Source organism: Streptomyces sp. WP-1 (assembly GCF_030450125.1).
Classification (GTDB): domain Bacteria; phylum Actinomycetota; class Actinomycetes; order Streptomycetales; family Streptomycetaceae; genus Streptomyces; species Streptomyces incarnatus.
In genome coordinates this window covers 7,095,779-7,110,901 of record NZ_CP123923.1, presented here as the reverse complement: position 1 = coordinate 7,110,901, position 15,123 = coordinate 7,095,779, and the positions used below count along the sequence as shown (strand labels likewise).

Sequence of the window (15,123 nt, the reverse complement as noted above, 5' to 3'; positions counted from 1 at the left end):
CTCCAGGAGCCGGGGAACGGCGCCGGTCGGTGTGGGGAGAGGGGCCGTCCGGCCCCCGGGGCTCAGCCGCCCGGCCCCCGGGGGGCCGCCGGGGACAGGGCCGCCCTGCGCGCGAGGCCCGTCGTGGAACGGCCGTCCAGGTACGGCAGCAGCAGGACCTGGCCGCCCCAGCTCTCCACCAGGGACTGTTCGGGCAGCGGGGTGCGGGCGTAGTCGCCGCCCTTGGTCCAGATGTGCGGGCGCAGGTCGGCGAGGAGGCGCTCGGGGGTGTCCTCGTCGAAGACGGCGACCGCGTCGACGCACTCCAGGGCACGCAGCACCCGGACCCGGTCGGCGACGGGCACCAGGGGGCGGCCGTCGCCCTTGCGTCGGCGGACCGAGCCGTCGGAGTTGACGCACACGATCAGGCAGTCGCCGGCCCGTCGGGCGGCCTGGAGGAGGGCGACGTGACCGGCGTGCAGCAGGTCGAAGCAGCCGCCCGCGGCGACGACGGTACGGCCGGCGGCCCGGACCCGGGCGGCGGTGCGTACGGCGTCCGCGGTGCTGTCGTCGGACGGCGCCGGTTCCGGCTCCCCGGGGTGGTCCCGGTGCGCGGGTGCCGCCACCGCGCGGGCCCCGCCCTCGGCGACGTACCGGGTGGCCGCGTGGACGGCGCCCTGGACGGCGGTCTCGGTGAAGGCGCCGTCGGCGAGCAGTCCGGCGGCGGCCGCGGCGAACCGGTCGCCCGCGCCGCAGGGGTCGCCGGCCGCGGCGGCCGGGGTCGGCACCAGCAGCGGTGTCTCGCCCCGGGACAGCAGCGCGCCGCGTTCGCCGAGGGTGACGGCGACCGCCTGGACCCGCCAGGCCCGTACCAGGTCGCGGGCGTCCCGGGCGGCGGTGCGCAGCCCGGCGGGGCCGTCCGGCTCTCCTTCGCCGTCCGCGAGCCGGCGGGCGAGGACGCGGGCCTCCTGCGCGGAGGGCGTGACCAGCCGGGCCCCCGGCGCCGGGGCCCCGCCCCGCACATGGGGGTCCCAGACCAGGGCCGCGGCCGTACGGCACAGCGCGTCCCGCAGGACGTCCGCGGTGCCCCGGCCGTAGTCGGCGACCAGGACCCCCCGGGCCGCCGTGATCGCGGCCTGCGCCTCACCGGTGGCCTCGCGGGCGCGCCCCTCGCCGTCGTCCAGGCGCAGCAGCGGGCGGTCCCCGGCGAGGACCCGGGTCTTGCTGCTGAGGCTGCCCGCCAGCGGTATCTCCACCAACGTGACGCGGCCCGTGAGGAGTTCACGCAGAGCCGCGCTGGCGGGGTCGGTGCCGAGGGCGGTGACGAGGGTGACCGGGCGGCCGTCGGCCGCGGCCAGGCAGGCGGCGAGGGCCGCGCCGCCCGGCCGGGAGCTGCGCCGGGTGTCGTGGACGACGGGTACGGGCGCGTCGGGGGCCAGCCGCTCGGCGTGGCCGCACAGGTCGTGGTCGAGGAGGGCGTCGCCGACCACGACCAGCGGGGTGCGCGGGGCGGTCGTACCGGTGCGGGTCATGTCCGGTCCCTTCGCAGGGCCACCGGGCGGCCGTCCAGCAGCCGTCCCACCTCGCCCGGCCGGCCCTCGCCGCGGGCGTACGCCCGTCCGTCGGCCTCCCCCCGCTCCACCGCCCGGTCGAACGCCTCGCACAGCATGTGCACGGCGACCAGGTGGAGTTCCTGCACGGTGGCGGCCGTCGGCGCGTCCGCGCACAGGGTGTCGTCGGCGCCGAGCTGGAGCGGGTTGGGGGCCCGGCCGGTCAGGGCCCACACGGTCATGCCGAGGCGGTGGGCGCGGTCGGCGGCGGCCAGCAGGTTGGCGCTGGCGCCGCTGGTGGACAGCAGCATGAGCACGTCGCCGGCCCGGCCGTGGGCGGCGGTCTGGCGGGCGAACACCTCTTGGACGCCGTAGTCGTTGGCGATGGCGGTGGTGGAGGAGGTGTCGGCGTGCAGGGCGAGGGCGGAGAACGGGGGCCGGTCGTCGCGGTAGCGGCCGACCAGTTCGGCGGTGAGGTGCTGGGCCTGGGCGGCGCTGCCGCCGTTGCCCGCGACCAGCAGCCGGGAGCCGAGGCCCAGGCGGCGGGCCAGTTCGGCGCCCCAGCGGCCGATGAGCGGGCCGCACCCGCGGAAGTTCTCCAGGGCCTTCATCAGGTCGTCGCAGTGCCCGGTGTCGGTGGCGTTGTTCATCGGACGACTCCGGAGAGCGAGGGGCGCGGGGACACGGCGCCGTAGACCCCGGCGACCCCGTCGGCCACGCGGTCCCAGGTGTAGTGGGCCAGCACACGTCGGCGGCCCGCGGCTCCGTACCGGTCCAGGCGCCCGGGGTCGTCGAGCAGGGAGCGTACGACGGCGCCGAGGTCGTGGTCGTCGTCGGCCGGGACCAGGACGCCGGTGCTGCCGTCCACGACGGTGTCGAGCTGGCCGCCGACCGCGGTGGCGAGGACCGGGGTGGCGCAGGCCATGGCCTCCAGCGGGACGATGCCGAAGGGCTCGTAGCGGGGCAGCGACAGGACGAGGTCGGCGCCGGCCATCAGCCGGGGCATCCGGGTCCGGCTCACCCCGCCGAGCAGGGTGAGCCGGTCGGCCACGCCGTACTCGCCGGCCAGCGCGCGCAGGCGCCGCGCCTCGGGGTCGCCGCGGAGCAGTTCGGCCTCCGGGCCGCCCGCGATGAGGAGTTCGGCGCCCGGAACGCCGGCCAGGGCGCGGATGGCGCGGTCGAAGCCCTTGCGGGGGACGAGCCGGCCGACGGCCAGCAGCCGTCTGCGGGCCCCGGCCGGACGGGTGCCCGGCAGCGGGGCGAACTGGTCGGGGTCGACCCCGCAGGGCACCACGTCGAACCGGTCCTCGGGCAGCCCCATGGCCTTCAGTTCGGCCACCTCGTCGCTGCACGTGGCGATGATCCGGGCGCACTCGTGGCCGATGGCCTCCTCGACGGCGAGGCGCTGCGGCGGGCTGGTGTCGGCCCTGCCCTGGTAGCGCTGTTTGACGGTGCCGAGGGCGTGATAGGTCTGCACGACCGGGATGCCGAGGCCGCGGGCGCCGCAGAGGGCGGCCAGGCCCGACATCCAGAAGTGGGAGTGCACCACATCGGGCGGGCTCGCCGCCCACTGCCGGGCCAGGAACTGCCCGAACTCCGCCATGTGGGGCAGGAGTTCGTCCTTGGGGACGGGTGCGGGCGGCCCGGCGGGCACATGCACCACGCGCACGCCGTCGATGAGGGTCACCTCGTCCGGCAGGCCCGTCGAGTCCCGCCGGGTGTAGACGGTGACCCGGTGGCCCTTCTTGGCGAGGTGCCGGGCGACCTGGGCGACGTAGACGTTCTGGCCGCCCGCGTCCGGTCCGCCGAGCGCGGCCAGCGGGCTGGCGTGCTCGGAGACCATGGCGACGCGCCCGGCCGTGTGCGGAGTACGGCTCATCGGGTGACCTCCTTGATCAGGCGCTCCCAGTCGTCCAGGAAGCGCCGCTCTCCGTAACGGGCCCGGGCCGCGGCCCGGGCGGCGTCGCCGGTGCGGCGCGCGTGTCCGGGGTCGGCGAGGAACGCCTGGACGGCGTCCTCCAGGACGTCGAGGCGGTTGGAGACCACCCCGGCGCCCTCGGGTACGGCTTCGCGGACCTCGGTGGTGTCCAGGGCGACCACCGGCATGCCGAGGAACATGGCCTCCAGCAGGGACAGTCCGAGCGAGGTCCAGCGCACGGGGTGCAGATAGAGGCGGCACCGGGCCATCGCGCGGTGGAGTTCGCGCTGGGGCAGGTCGCGGGTGCGGACGCGGTCGGGCGGCAGGCCGAGGTGGCCGGCGAGTCCCTCGGTGCGCATCCCGAAGACGTCCAGGGGGGTGCGGCGGGCGAAGCGGGCCAGCAGGTCGGTGCCGGTCGTACGGCCCCTGCGCACGGGCTCGTTGACGACGACGGCGGCGCGCCGCTCGGTGCCGGTCCACTGCCGGCCGGGGTCCACGATGCCGTGTTCGACGACCTCGGTGGGGGCCCGGCCGTTGTCCCACATCAGCCGGTTGAAGTGGGTGACATGGGCGACGGGGATCGCCGACTGCCCTGCCAGCGGGTGGAGTTGGCGTTCAGGGGCGGCGTCGGGGCTGTTGTGCTCGACGTACACGGCGGGGACGTCCAGGCCGGGCCGGCGGCCGGTCCAGCGCTGGGCGAGGGCGAGTTCGCGCGGACGTTGCAGCACCATCAGGTCGATGTCGTCCGCGCGCAGTTGCCCGGGGGTGCGCTCGCGCACGGAGGCGGGCCAGTCCCAGGTGACGGCGCGGCCGAGGCCGTCGGGGCCGCGGTCCTCGGTCACCGGGACGAGGTAGGTGTGGGGGCCCTGCACGAAGGTGGTGAGCCACGATCCGTGCACGTGCCAGACGAGGATGTTCATGTCCGCCCTTCCTGGACGAGCTTGTGCACCGCGCCGACCACGTCCTGTCCGGTGACCTCGTCCAGGCAGGGGTGGCCGGGTACCGGGCAGACCAGGGCCCGGGTGTCCGCGCAGGGCGCCGCCTGGTCGCCGAGCAGGATGGCGGGCACACCGTAGGGGGCCCAGCGTCCGGCGGGGACCACGGGCGCGAACAGGGAGACGACCGGGGTGCCGACGGCCGCGGCGAGGTGGGCGGGGCCGGTGTTGGCGCTGACCACCACGTCGGCCGTGCGCAGCACTCCGGCGAGGGTGCGGGGGCCGGTGCGGCCGCCGAGGTCCACGGCCGCCGTACCGCTCACGTACTCGGTGAGTGCCTTCTCGTGCGGGGCGCCGGTGACGACGACGCGGTGCCCGGCGTCGGCGAGCAGCGTCACCGCCTCGGCGCAGCGGCGCGGGCTCCAGGCGCGGGCGGGCGCGCTGGCGCCGGGGTGCAGGACGACGTAGGGGCCGTTGCCGGTCAGGGCGCCGGTGTCGGGGGGCGGCAGGACGCGCAGCCGCCCGTCGTCGCCCGGCGGGGGTGTGAGGCCCATCGCGGCGGCCGTGTCGAGGGCGGCCTCGGCCTCGTGGCGGCCGGGCAGGCGGCGGTGGCGGACGTCGAGCAGCCGGCCGGGGTGGTCGGCGCTGTCGGCGCCGATGCGGCCGGTCCCGGCGAGGCGCAGCAGCAGCGCGGTGGGCAGCGGGCTCTGGTGGAAGGACGTCAGGATCAGCGCGGTGTCGTACGCTCCGGACCGCAGCCGCGCGACCAGGTCGCCGATGCCGGCCGGGTCCACGGGCGGCGGTTCGAAGCCCTCCCAGGGCGCCTCCCAGACGAGGACGTCGTCGACTCCGGGCAGCATGCGGGCGGCGTCGGCGCCGCGTGGGCCGCACAGCATGGCCACGCGGTCGTGGTGGGCCGCGACGGCGCGCACGGCGGGCCCGGCGAGCAGGACGTCGCCGAAACTGTCGAGCCGGACCACGAGCGCCGTCATCGCGACCGCCTCCCCGGGCGGACACCGAGGGCGGCGCGTACGGCGGTGAGCACGTCGGGGGCGCTGTGCCGGGCGAAGCGCCGTACCTCGGCCGGTGCGGTGGCGTCGTTGGGGACGAGGACGCCGTGCGCGCCGGCGGCGCGGGCGGCCAGGACGTCGGCGGCGATGTCGCCGACGACCAGGCACGCTCCGGGCGGGACGCCGAGGCGTCCGGCGGCGGCGAGGACCAGGCCCGGGCGGGGCTTGCGGCAGGGGCAGCCGGCGTCCGGGGTGTGCGGGCAGTGCAGCCAGGCGTCAAGGCCGCCCAGCAGCTCGTCCGCGCGCTTGTCCACCCGGGCGACGTCCTCGGTGGTGAGCAGCCCGCGGCCGATGCCGGACTGGTTGCTGACCACGGCCGTCGGCAGCCCGGCGGCACGTACGAGGCCGACGGCCTCGGCCGCGCCGGGCAGCAGCCGGACCCGGTCGGGGTCACCGTTGTACGGCACATCGGCCACGAGGGTGCCGTCGCGGTCGAACAGGACGGCGGAGAGGGCGCTCATGCGGGGCCTCCCGGGGGCCGGGCGTGCCGGTACGGGACGCCGAACGGCGCGGCGCTGCCGGGGATCGCCGTGCCGGGGCGGTGCGGGAGAGGGGCGACACCGACCGGGCGGTACCGCGCCACGAGCGGCCGGACTCCGTCGTGGTCACTGCCGTACGGCGGACGGTCGGCGTGGCGCTGCGGGGCCGGGGCGGCGCCGTCGGCGGGCCGCCGGACCGTCGCGCGCGTGCCGGTACGGCCGGACGTGCCGGTGCGGCCAGGCACGCCGGTGTGGTCGGCGGTCATCGGGGGCCTCCCAGTGGCTGGACGTGCCGGTGCCGGACGATGCCGGACAGCCAGTGGCGGACGGCGAGCGGTGGGATGAGGACGCTGGTGCCGAGCATTTTGGCGATCTCGTGGGCGGTGCGGGGGCCGGGCAGGATGCGGGCGAGGGCGAACTCGGCGGTGCCCAGGCCCCACAGTCCGGCGCAGACGGCGGCGGTGCGCCGGTGTCCGGCCAGGGCGCAGCCGGCCGCGGCGAGCGCGGCGCCGGTGACCAGGAGGTGGCGGGGCAGCCGGCCGCGGGGTGCCCGGGCGCGGGCCCACCAGCCGGGGCCGTGCAGCCGGTTCATCAGCGCGTCGTCGACGTTGCCGCGCTGCGCGGACAGCGAGGCCCACCAGCGGGCCGGGCGGACCGGATGCCGGGTGACACGCCGGCCGCGGACGAGGAACCAGCCGGCCCGCCGGACGCGCAGGGCGAGGTCGGCGTCCTCGCGGAAGGCGCGCGGAAAGCGTTCGTCGAAGCCGTCGACCCGGTCGAGCGCGGCGGTGCGGTAGGCCATGTCGGCCGTGGCCCAGGCCGCGTCCTCCAGACCCTTGGTGGTGCGTTCCCAGTCGGTGGGCCTGCGGTCCTGGGGCAGCGGGACCCGCAGCCGGCCCTGGACGCCGCCGATGCCCTCGCCCGCCTGCCGCAGGTCCTCGGCCAGTCGCCGGGACCAGTCGGGCCGCACCTGGACGTCGTCGTCCAGGAAGACGGTCCAGGGGGTCTCGACGGTGCGCCAGCCGGCGTTGCGGGCGGCGGCCGGGCCCTTGCCGCCGGTGCGCAGGATCCGGATCCGGTCGATCAGCACTCCGGCGGCGGCCAGGGGCAGTTCGCCCTCGGTCCCGGGCCGGTCGTCCACGAGGATCACCTCGTGCGGGACGTGCCCCTCGGCCGCGGCGAGGGCGCGCAGGCACTGGGCGAGGCAGGGGCGGCCGATCGTCGGGACGACGACGGTGTACGCGGGCGCGGCGCTCATGCGAAGGCCTTTCCGCGGCGGACGGCGAACGGGCCGAGCACCAGCAGGTCCACGGGGGCGGAGCCGAAGCACTCCAGGGCGTCGCGCGGGTCGTCCACCATGGGCCGACCCGCCGTGTTCAGGCTGGTGTTGACCACGACGGGCAGCCCGGTACGCCGTTCGAAGCCGTCGAGCACGCGCGCCACCAGGGGCTCCTGGTCACGGTCGACGGTCTGGATGCGGGCGGTGCCGTCGACGTGCACCACGGCCGGGATCCGGTCCCGCCAGTGCGCGGCCACGTCGTGCACGAACAGCATGTGCGGGCTGGGCAGCGGCCCGTCGAAGATCTCGGCGGCGCGTTCGGCGAGCACCATGGGGGCGACGGGCCGGAACTCCTCGCGGCCCTTGACCGCGTTGAGCCGCTCCAGGTTCCGCGCCCGGCCGGGGTGGGCGAGCAGCGAGCGGTGGCCGAGCGCGCGGGGCCCGTACTCGGCGCGGCCCTGGAACCAGGCCACGATCTGGTCCGCGGCGAGCGCCTCGGCGGCTGTCTCGGCGATGTCGGCGGGCTCCTCGTACGGTACGGCGGCCCGCTCCAGCCACCCGCGCAGTTCGGCGTCGCTCCAGTCGCGGCCGAGGGCGGCCGTCGGCATCGGCTCCACGGTGTCCTTCTGGCCGGCGACGTGCGCGGCCGCGCCGAGCGCCGTACCGGCGTCCCCGGCGGCGGGCTGCACCCAAAGGTGTGCGAAGCCGCTCTCGCGCCAAAGTCTGGTGTTGGCCACGCAGTTGAGCGCGACTCCGCCGGCCAGGGCGAGCGCGTCCTCGCCGGTGCGTCCGCGCAGCCACCGGGCGATGGTGACGACGGTTTCCTCCAGGCACAGTTGGGCGCTGGCCGCGAGGTCGGCGTGGTCCCGGCTCCAGGCGCCGCCGGCCGGACGCGGCGGCACCAGTTCGGGCCAGGGCACCGGGCGGGCCCGGAAGCCGCCCCGGTCGTCGGCGTGGACGTACTCGCGCAGCCGGCCGGCGAAGCGGGGGCTGCCGTAGGAGGCGAGGGCCATCACCTTGAACTCGTCGCTGCTGCGCAGGAATCCGAGGTGCTGGGTGAGGTCCTCGTAGAACAGGCCGAGGGAATCGGGCAGTTGCTGGGTGCCGAGGACGGTGAGTTCGCGGTTGGTGTAGCGGCCGGCCAGGTGGGAGCCGCATTCGCCGCGGCCGTCCAGGACGAGGACGGCGCAGTCCGGGTACGGCGAGACGGGCCCGGCGGAGGCGGCGTGCGCGATGTGGTGCGGGACGAACCTGACCTTGGCCGGGTCCAGGCCGGGCAGGGCCTCGGCGAGGAACTCCGGTGCGCGGCGGGCGTATTCCTGGCGCAGGTGGTCCCAGGGGTCGTGCAGGCCGAGTCGTTCGGCGGGGCGGGCCAGCGACGGGTCGTAGGAGTAGGCGACGGCGTCCAGGTCGGCCGGGGTGAGACCGGCACGGTCGAGGCACCAGCGGGCGGACCGCTCGGGCAGCTCCCAGGCGGAGAAGGGCAGGGGCCGCTTGCCGTGCTTACGGCGCGAGAACCGCTCCTCCTCGGCGGCCGCCACGATCCTGCCGTCGGTGAGGAGGGCGGCCGCGGGGTCGTGGAAGAGGGCGTTGATTCCGAGGACGTGCATGCGCTGCCTCCAGGGCGGCGGGGGACGCTCAGGGCTGCGAGGGACGCTCAGGGCTGCGGGGCCGGCTGCGGTGTGCTCGGCACCGGCTGCGGGAGCCGGGTCGCGAAGTAGGCGATGGTCTGCTTCAGGCCCTCCTCCCAGGGGATCTGCGGTGACCAGCCGAGCAGTTCGCGCGCGAGCGTGGTGTCGGGCCGGCGGCGGCCGGGGTCGTCCACGGGCCGGTCGACGAAGGCGAGGGACGAGCGGGACCCGGTGAGGGCGACGATGCGGCGGGCCAGGTCGGCGACGGTGATCTCGTCGCTGCCGCCGATGTTCACCGGCCGTACCGATCTGCTGGTGGCCACGCGGAGCACGCCGTCGACGGTGTCGTCCACGTAGCACAGCGAGCGGGTCTGGCTGCCGTCGCCGGCCACGGTGAGCGGCTCCCCCGCCAGCGCCTGGCAGATGAAGGTGGGCACGGCGCGGCCGTCGTGGGCGCGCATCCGGGGCCCGTAGGTGTTGAACAGCCGGACGATCCCGGCGTCGGCCTCCCGGGCGCCGGCGTACGCGGTGACCAGGGCCTCGGCGAACCGCTTGGACTCGTCGTACACGCTGCGCGGTCCGACCGGGTTGACGTTGCCCCAGTACCCCTCGTGCTGCGGGTGCACCTGGGGGTCGCCGTACACCTCGGAGGTGGAGGCCAGCAGGAAGCGGGCGCCGTCGCGTTCGGCGAGGCCGAGGGCGTTGCGGGTGCCGAGGCTGCCCACGTCCAGGGTCTCCAGGGGCATCCGCAGGTAGTCGGCGGGCGAGGCCGGGCAGGCGAAGTGGAGGACCAGGTCGTACGGTCCCGGCAGCCGGTCGGCGCACTCGGGTTCGCTGACGTCGCAGAACACGTACCGGAAGCCGGGCCGGTCCTCCAGGTGGGCCACGTTCTCCCGGCGCCCGCAGCACAGGTTGTCGGCGCAGTCGACTTCGACGTCCAGATCCAGCAGCCGTTCGCACAGGTGGGAGCCGAGGAAGCCGGCGCCACCGGTCACGAGGGCGCGCCGCCAGAAAAAGGGTGTGTCACCTGTCATGGTTGTTCCTTTTCGTCCTGCGTCCACGTACGCCGATGCCGGATGGCGTCGCGGCCATCTCGCTGTCGCATCGGTCGGTGTCGTCCGCGTCCCGAGAACGCTTTCGCGTGGCGTGGGGCCACACCCGGACCGGGTGTCGCCGGGCCGGCGGTGGGGAGAGGACAGGGCTCGTGTCCCGCGGCTTCGGGGGACTGCCCTGGTGCGGCCGCCGCTGTCCGGACGGCACTGGCAGCAGAGTGCCCTTATCAGTTGGTTTCACACGTTGGAGTCGATTGTCCGGTGGGGTGCGACCGGGCGCGACTCAACGCCTCGAAAGCGCAGGCGGGAGGCCATACGAGGGAAGGCGGAGACCATGAGGGAGGCCCCGCCGGGGGCATTCGGCGGCCCGCGTCGGCGGGTCAGAACCAGGAGCCGCGCCGGTCCCCGGAGCGGCCCCTGCGGCGCGCCAGCCGGCACAGCAGGCGGAATGCCTGGAAGAGGGTGAGCGGCCACAGTGCCGCGAAGCACCACAGCAGCCCGGGGTCCGCGGTGCGGATGCCCATGACCGCGCAGGACGCGGACGCGAGGGCCAGCAGCAGGACGCCCGTGGGCAGCCAGATCCGCCGGTGCGCCCGGTCCCCGCGTTCCCGGTGGGCGCCGCCGCCCATCCGGCGGGCGAAGCCCCGGTCCTCGCGAAGACGCGCCTCGATCTCCAGCAGCGCCAGCCGCTCACGCGGTGACAGCCGGGCCTGCGCGCGCCTGTCCCACATCTCCCAGTCGTCCACGGCGACGGCACCTCCTCCGCGGTCGGCGGCATCCGTCGCCCCGAGTTCCCCGCGTCGGCGGCGCCGAAGCGGAGGCACGGTGCGTAGGCGATACGTCACGTGCGGCGACGAACGCCGGGAACACACCGCGTGTTCGCATCTCCGTAACCAGAGGTTCACTTTCCGCCGCCGGACACGGGTGAACCTCAAACAATCATCAACAACCCCCAGATCCCGGGGGAGTGAGCGGCTCCCGGCACAAGGTGCGCGGATCAACTATTTAAAAAGCCAAGCAAAATTTCCGAGTTGGCGCCTCAGAGGTGAGATGTGTTCACCCGTCTCACCGTTCCCGCGCCTATCATCTGCCCAGTAGTGGATCACTGCCCTCCACATCACCGAGCATCAACCCGCGCCCACGCAGTAGTGGTTGACCAGCCATGCCCGTAAGCGCCTCAGAAAGGTCCCTGCATTGAGCACCGTGGTGGCCAAACGTTCACCGCGCGCCGAGGGTCCGCAGCTCCCCGAGGGACAGGTCGAGCTGGCGGAGCCCCCGGTCCTGGGGGAACCGGCGAGCGCCGATTTCGGATCGGCGCTGATGTACCTGCCCATGGCGCTGGGCACCGGCGCCATGGTGCTGATGTTCTCCATGCGCAGCGCCGGACCGACGACGTACATGATGTCCGGAATGATGGGCGTCGCCATGGTCAGCATGACGCTGACCCAGATCGGCCGGGCCGGTGCCGAGCGCCGGCGCAGGATGCGGGCCGAACGGCGGGACTATCTGCGCTATCTCGCGCAGAAGCGCCGGCAGGCCCGGCAGGCCGCCGAGCAGCAGCGGGCCGCCCTGCTCTGGGACAACCCCGACCCGGGACGGCTGTGGGCGCTGGTGATGGGCACCCGGCTGTGGGAACGCCGCCCGGCGCACGAGGACTTCGGCCGGGTCCGCATCGGACAGGGCGTCCGCCGCGCCGCGCTGGAGTTCCTGCCGCCGCAGACCAAGCCGGTGGAGGACCTGGAGCCGCTGACCGCGATCTCGCTGCGCCGGTTCACCAAGGCGCACCAGACGGTGCCCCGGCTGCCGATCCCGGTCGCGCTCCGACGGTTCACCAGTGTGGAGCTGGCCGGTGAGCCGGAGCCGGCGCTCGGGCTGCTGCGGGCGATGGTCGCGCAGCTCGCCGCGTTCCACTCCCCCGACGAGCTGCGGATCGCCCTGCTGGGCGGGGCGTCGGCACGGGCCGAGTGGGACTGGCTGAAGTGGCTGCCGCACAACGCGCATCCGCACGAGGAGGACGACGCCGGTCAGGTGCGGCTCGCCGCCGAGGACCACGAGGCGCTGATGGACCTGCTCGGCACCGAGGTGCGGGACCGGCCCGACCACGACCCGGACGCCTCGCCGAGCGTGGCCGAGCCGTTCGTGGTGGTCCTCGCGCAGGGCGTGCGGCTGCCGGAGACGTCGCGGCTGACGCACGGCGGACTGCGCAATGTCGTCCTGCTGGACGCGACGGGCGCGATGACCGGCGGTCCGAAGGTGCTGCGGCTGACCACGCGGGGCACCAGCGTCGCGTTCCCGGCCGGTGACGACACGGTGACCGCCGAGGCCGACACGCTCGGCCGCACCGAGGCGGACACCCTGGCCCGGCTGCTGGCGCCGATGCGCACCAGCGGCAGCGTGGACCTGGTGGACCGGTCGCTGGAGTCGGACTTCGACCTCACCGCGCTGCTCGGCATCCGGGACCCGCGCACCTTCGACGTGGCGGGCAAGTGGCGCCCCCGCATCGCCCAGTCCGCCCGTCTGCTGGTGCCGTTGGGCGTCACGGAGGAGGGCGAGGTCGTCGAGCTGGACATCAAGGAGTCGGCGCAGGGCGGCATGGGCCCGCACGGCCTGCTCATCGGTGCCACCGGCTCCGGCAAGAGCGAGCTGCTGCGCACCCTGGTGATGGGCCTGGTCGCCACGCACTCCTCGGAGATCCTCAACCTGGTGCTGGTCGACTTCAAGGGCGGCGCGACCTTCCTCGGCATGGACCGGCTGCCGCACACCTCGGCGGTCATCACCAACCTGGCCGACGAGATCCACCTCGTGGACCGCATGCGCGACTCCATCAACGGCGAGATGATCCGCCGCCAGGAGCTGCTGCGCGAGTCCGGGTACTCCTCGCTGTTCGACTACGAGAAGGCGCGGGGCGCCGGGGCGAATCTGACGCCGCTGCCCTCGCTGCTGATCATCGTGGACGAGTTCTCCGAACTGCTCGCCAGCAAGCCGGAGTTCGTGGATCTGTTCGTCTCCATCGGCCGCCTCGGGCGCAGCCTCGGGGTGCATCTGCTGCTGGCCTCCCAGCGGCTGGACGAGAGCCGTATCCACAAGGTCGAGGGACATCTGTCGTACCGGATCGCCCTGCGGACGTTCTCCGCGATGGAGTCGCGCAGTGTCATCGGCGTCTCGCACGCCTATGAGCTGCCGTCGGCGCCGGGCAACGGTTTCCTGAAGGTGGACACCACCAACCTGGTCCGCTTCAAGGCCGCCTACGTCTCCGGTGCCGCCCCGGAACCGGTGGGCGAGGCCGAGCATTCCGCGCAACTGGGCGCCGCCGGGCAGGAGATCACCCTGTTCGGGCTGGAGCAGCAGGGCACGCTGCTGTCCGAGCGGGTCGCCGAGCAGCAGGCGCTGGAGGCCGCCCGGGAGGCGTCGGCCGCCGCCGAACGCAAGGCCGCCGCCCAGGCGGCGGGCGGGGAGCAGAGCGAGGAGAGTCTCCTGGAGGTGCTGATCGGGCGCCTGGAGGAGAGCGGCCCGCCGGCCCGGCAGGTGTGGCTGCCGCCGCTGACCGAGTCCCCGAGCCTGGACCAGCTGCTGCCGGGCATCGTGCCGGACCCGGTGCGCGGCATGAGCGCGGCCGACCATCCCTCGCTCAGCTCGCTGCGGGTGCCGCTCGGCATCGTGGACCGGCCCTTCGAGCAGCTGCGGGAGCTGCTGGTCGCCGATCTGTCCGGCGCCGACGGCCACATCGGTGTGGCGGGCGCCCCGCAGACCGGCAAGTCGACCCTGCTGCGCACCCTGATGCTGTCCCTGGCGCTGACCCACACCCCCGAGGAGGTCCAGTTCTACTGCCTGGACTTCGGCGGTGGCGGTCTGGTCTCCACGGCCGGTCTGCCGCATGTCGGCTCGGTCGCCACCCGTCTGGAGCGCGACCGCGTGCTGCGCACGGTCGCGGAGCTGAGCCAGCTGCTGGAGAAGCGCGAGGAGGAGTTCACCTCGCGCGGCCTGGAGTCGATGGCGGCCTACCGCCGGCTGCGCGCCACCGGCGAGATCGACGACCCCTACGGCGATGTGTTCCTGGTGGTCGACGGCTGGGGCACGCTGCGCCAGGACTACGAGGAACTGGAGCCCCGGGTCATCGAGATGGCCGCGCGCGGGCTGTCGTTCGGTCTGCATGTGATCGGTTCCGCGGTGCGCTGGTCGGAGTTCCGGCCCCGGCTGCGCGACCTGCTGGGCACCAAGTTCGAGCTGCGGCTGGGCGATTCGATGGAGTCCGAGGTCGGCTCCCGGACCGCGGCGGCCGTACCGCACCAGCCCGGCCGGGGTCTGACCGCGGCCGGCCACCACTTCCTGTCCGCGCTGCCCCGCCTGGACGGCTCGGGCGAGACCGGCGATCTGACGACGGCCACCAAGTCGGCCGTGGCGGAGATCGACACCTTCTGGACGGGCCGCCCGGCCCCCGGCGTCCGGCTGCTGCCGACCCGCCTTCCGGTGACCGATCTCCCGGTGTCCGAGGACGACTTCAAGGTCTGCCTCGGCTGGGACGAGCAGCGCCTCGAACCGGTCTGGCACGACTTCACCACCAACCCGCACCTGATGGTGTTCGGCGACGGCGAGACCGGCAAGACCAACGCGCTGCGCCTGATGATCCGCGCCATCACCGCCCGCTACACCCCCGAGGAGGCGCGCATCATGGTCGCCGACCCGGGGCGCGGGCTCCTCAACTCGGTGCCCGAGGCGTACCGGGTCGGGTACGTCGTGGACAGCGACGCGCTCGCCCAGCTGGCCACCAGCGCCTCGGTGTCGGTGGGCAAGCGGGTGCCGGGCCCGGACATCAGCCCGGAGCAGCTCGCCCGCCGCGACTGGTGGGAGGGGCCGCTGCTGTTCGTCCTCATCGACGACTACGACCTGTTCTCCGGAGCCCCGGGCGCCCCCTCCCCGATGGCGCCCCTGGTACCGCTGCTCGCACAGGGCCTGCACATCGGCATGCACCTGATCGTCGCCCGCAGCACCTCCGGCTCGATCCGCGCCATGATGGACCCGGTGCTGCGCCGGCTGTGGGAGCTGGGCAACCCCGGTCTGCTCTTCTCCTACCCCAAGGAGGAGGGCAAGTTCCTCGGCGAGGCCAAGCCGCGCACGCTGCCCGCGGGCCGGGCGCAGCTCGTCACCCGGCGTTCGGTACGTCTCGTACAGACCGGGCTGGTGTCCTCATGAACGTCAAGAACGGCATGAGCGGCATGCGCCCCCTCCCCAC

The 15,123-nt window shown here is 74.8% G+C and carries 12 protein-coding genes; 1 reads left to right on the top strand and 11 read right to left on the bottom strand.

All coding sequences use genetic code 11. The annotated features are described in order from the left end of the window. Positions 1–62: 62 nt before the first annotated feature. From QHG49_RS31555 to QHG49_RS31505, 11 genes are all read right to left on the bottom strand, one after another. On the bottom strand, positions 63–1,511 hold the full coding sequence (locus tag QHG49_RS31555) for a PfkB family carbohydrate kinase (RefSeq protein WP_301492216.1): 1,449 nt from the start codon (positions 1,509–1,511) through the stop codon (positions 63–65). Then, positions 1,508–2,179 carry an SIS domain-containing protein gene (locus QHG49_RS31550; RefSeq protein ID WP_301492214.1) on the bottom strand — a complete coding sequence of 224 codons (672 nt, stop codon included), beginning with the start codon at positions 2,177–2,179 and terminating at the stop codon, positions 1,508–1,510. The genes QHG49_RS31555 and QHG49_RS31550 overlap by 4 nt, the downstream gene beginning before the upstream one ends. Further along, positions 2,176–3,408 carry a glycosyltransferase gene (locus QHG49_RS31545; protein ID WP_145489564.1) on the bottom strand — a complete coding sequence of 411 codons (1,233 nt, stop codon included), beginning with the start codon at positions 3,406–3,408 and terminating at the stop codon, positions 2,176–2,178. The genes QHG49_RS31550 and QHG49_RS31545 overlap by 4 nt, the downstream gene beginning before the upstream one ends. Continuing rightward, the gene (locus QHG49_RS31540) at positions 3,405–4,367 is read right to left on the bottom strand and encodes a glycosyltransferase (RefSeq protein ID WP_301492211.1); all 963 of its coding nucleotides are present in this window, start codon (positions 4,365–4,367) and stop codon (positions 3,405–3,407) included. The genes QHG49_RS31545 and QHG49_RS31540 overlap by 4 nt, the downstream gene beginning before the upstream one ends. Next, positions 4,364–5,374 (bottom strand): glycosyltransferase family 9 protein, encoded by a 1,011-nt coding sequence (locus QHG49_RS31535; RefSeq protein WP_301492210.1) that lies wholly within the window; start codon positions 5,372–5,374, stop codon positions 4,364–4,366. The genes QHG49_RS31540 and QHG49_RS31535 overlap by 4 nt, the downstream gene beginning before the upstream one ends. Further along, positions 5,371–5,913 (bottom strand): HAD-IIIA family hydrolase, encoded by a 543-nt coding sequence (locus tag QHG49_RS31530; RefSeq protein WP_301492208.1) that lies wholly within the window; start codon positions 5,911–5,913, stop codon positions 5,371–5,373. Before QHG49_RS31530 ends, QHG49_RS31535 begins: the two co-directional genes overlap by 4 nt. Then, on the bottom strand, positions 5,910–6,197 hold the full coding sequence (locus tag QHG49_RS31525) for a hypothetical protein (protein WP_301492207.1): 288 nt from the start codon (positions 6,195–6,197) through the stop codon (positions 5,910–5,912). Before QHG49_RS31525 ends, QHG49_RS31530 begins: the two co-directional genes overlap by 4 nt. Continuing rightward, a complete protein-coding gene (locus QHG49_RS31520) occupies positions 6,194–7,189 on the bottom strand; it encodes a glycosyltransferase family 2 protein (RefSeq protein WP_301492206.1) in 996 nt (331 codons plus the stop codon). The genes QHG49_RS31525 and QHG49_RS31520 overlap by 4 nt, the downstream gene beginning before the upstream one ends. Beyond that, a complete protein-coding gene (locus QHG49_RS31515) occupies positions 7,186–8,820 on the bottom strand; it encodes a carbamoyltransferase C-terminal domain-containing protein (RefSeq protein ID WP_301492204.1) in 1,635 nt (544 codons plus the stop codon). The genes QHG49_RS31520 and QHG49_RS31515 overlap by 4 nt, the downstream gene beginning before the upstream one ends. 47 nt (positions 8,821–8,867) lie before the next feature. Then, positions 8,868–9,875, bottom strand: a complete 1,008-nt coding sequence (locus QHG49_RS31510) for an NAD-dependent epimerase/dehydratase family protein (RefSeq protein ID WP_301492203.1) — start codon at positions 9,873–9,875, stop codon at positions 8,868–8,870. 398 nt (positions 9,876–10,273) lie between these two features. After that, a complete protein-coding gene (locus QHG49_RS31505; RefSeq protein WP_301492202.1) occupies positions 10,274–10,639 on the bottom strand; it encodes a DUF3040 domain-containing protein in 366 nt (121 codons plus the stop codon). A gap of 448 nt (positions 10,640–11,087) precedes the next feature. Between QHG49_RS31505 and eccCa the strand changes: the two genes are divergently transcribed. Then, entirely contained in the window at positions 11,088–15,083 is a 3,996-nt protein-coding gene (eccCa, locus tag QHG49_RS31500; protein WP_301492201.1) for a type VII secretion protein EccCa, read from the top strand. The last annotated feature ends 40 nt before the right edge of the window (positions 15,084–15,123 follow it).

What these genes read in the sequence shown, in the direction of transcription:
- QHG49_RS31530 (WP_301492208.1), bottom strand. Translation starts at nt 5,913, where the DNA reads ATGAGCGCCCTCTCCGCCGTCCTGTTCGACCGCGACGGCACCCTCGTG.
- QHG49_RS31525 (WP_301492207.1), bottom strand. Translation starts at nt 6,197, where the DNA reads ATGACCGCCGACCACACCGGCGTGCCTGGCCGCACCGGCACGTCCGGC.
- QHG49_RS31550 (WP_301492214.1), bottom strand. Translation starts at nt 2,179, where the DNA reads ATGAACAACGCCACCGACACCGGGCACTGCGACGACCTGATGAAGGCC.
- QHG49_RS31535 (WP_301492210.1), bottom strand. Translation starts at nt 5,374, where the DNA reads ATGACGGCGCTCGTGGTCCGGCTCGACAGTTTCGGCGACGTCCTGCTC.
- QHG49_RS31555 (WP_301492216.1), bottom strand. Translation starts at nt 1,511, where the DNA reads ATGACCCGCACCGGTACGACCGCCCCGCGCACCCCGCTGGTCGTGGTC.
- QHG49_RS31540 (WP_301492211.1), bottom strand. Translation starts at nt 4,367, where the DNA reads ATGAACATCCTCGTCTGGCACGTGCACGGATCGTGGCTCACCACCTTC.
- QHG49_RS31515 (WP_301492204.1), bottom strand. Translation starts at nt 8,820, where the DNA reads ATGCACGTCCTCGGAATCAACGCCCTCTTCCACGACCCCGCGGCCGCC.
- QHG49_RS31520 (WP_301492206.1), bottom strand. Translation starts at nt 7,189, where the DNA reads ATGAGCGCCGCGCCCGCGTACACCGTCGTCGTCCCGACGATCGGCCGC.
- QHG49_RS31545 (WP_145489564.1), bottom strand. Translation starts at nt 3,408, where the DNA reads ATGAGCCGTACTCCGCACACGGCCGGGCGCGTCGCCATGGTCTCCGAG.
- QHG49_RS31510 (WP_301492203.1), bottom strand. Translation starts at nt 9,875, where the DNA reads ATGACAGGTGACACACCCTTTTTCTGGCGGCGCGCCCTCGTGACCGGT.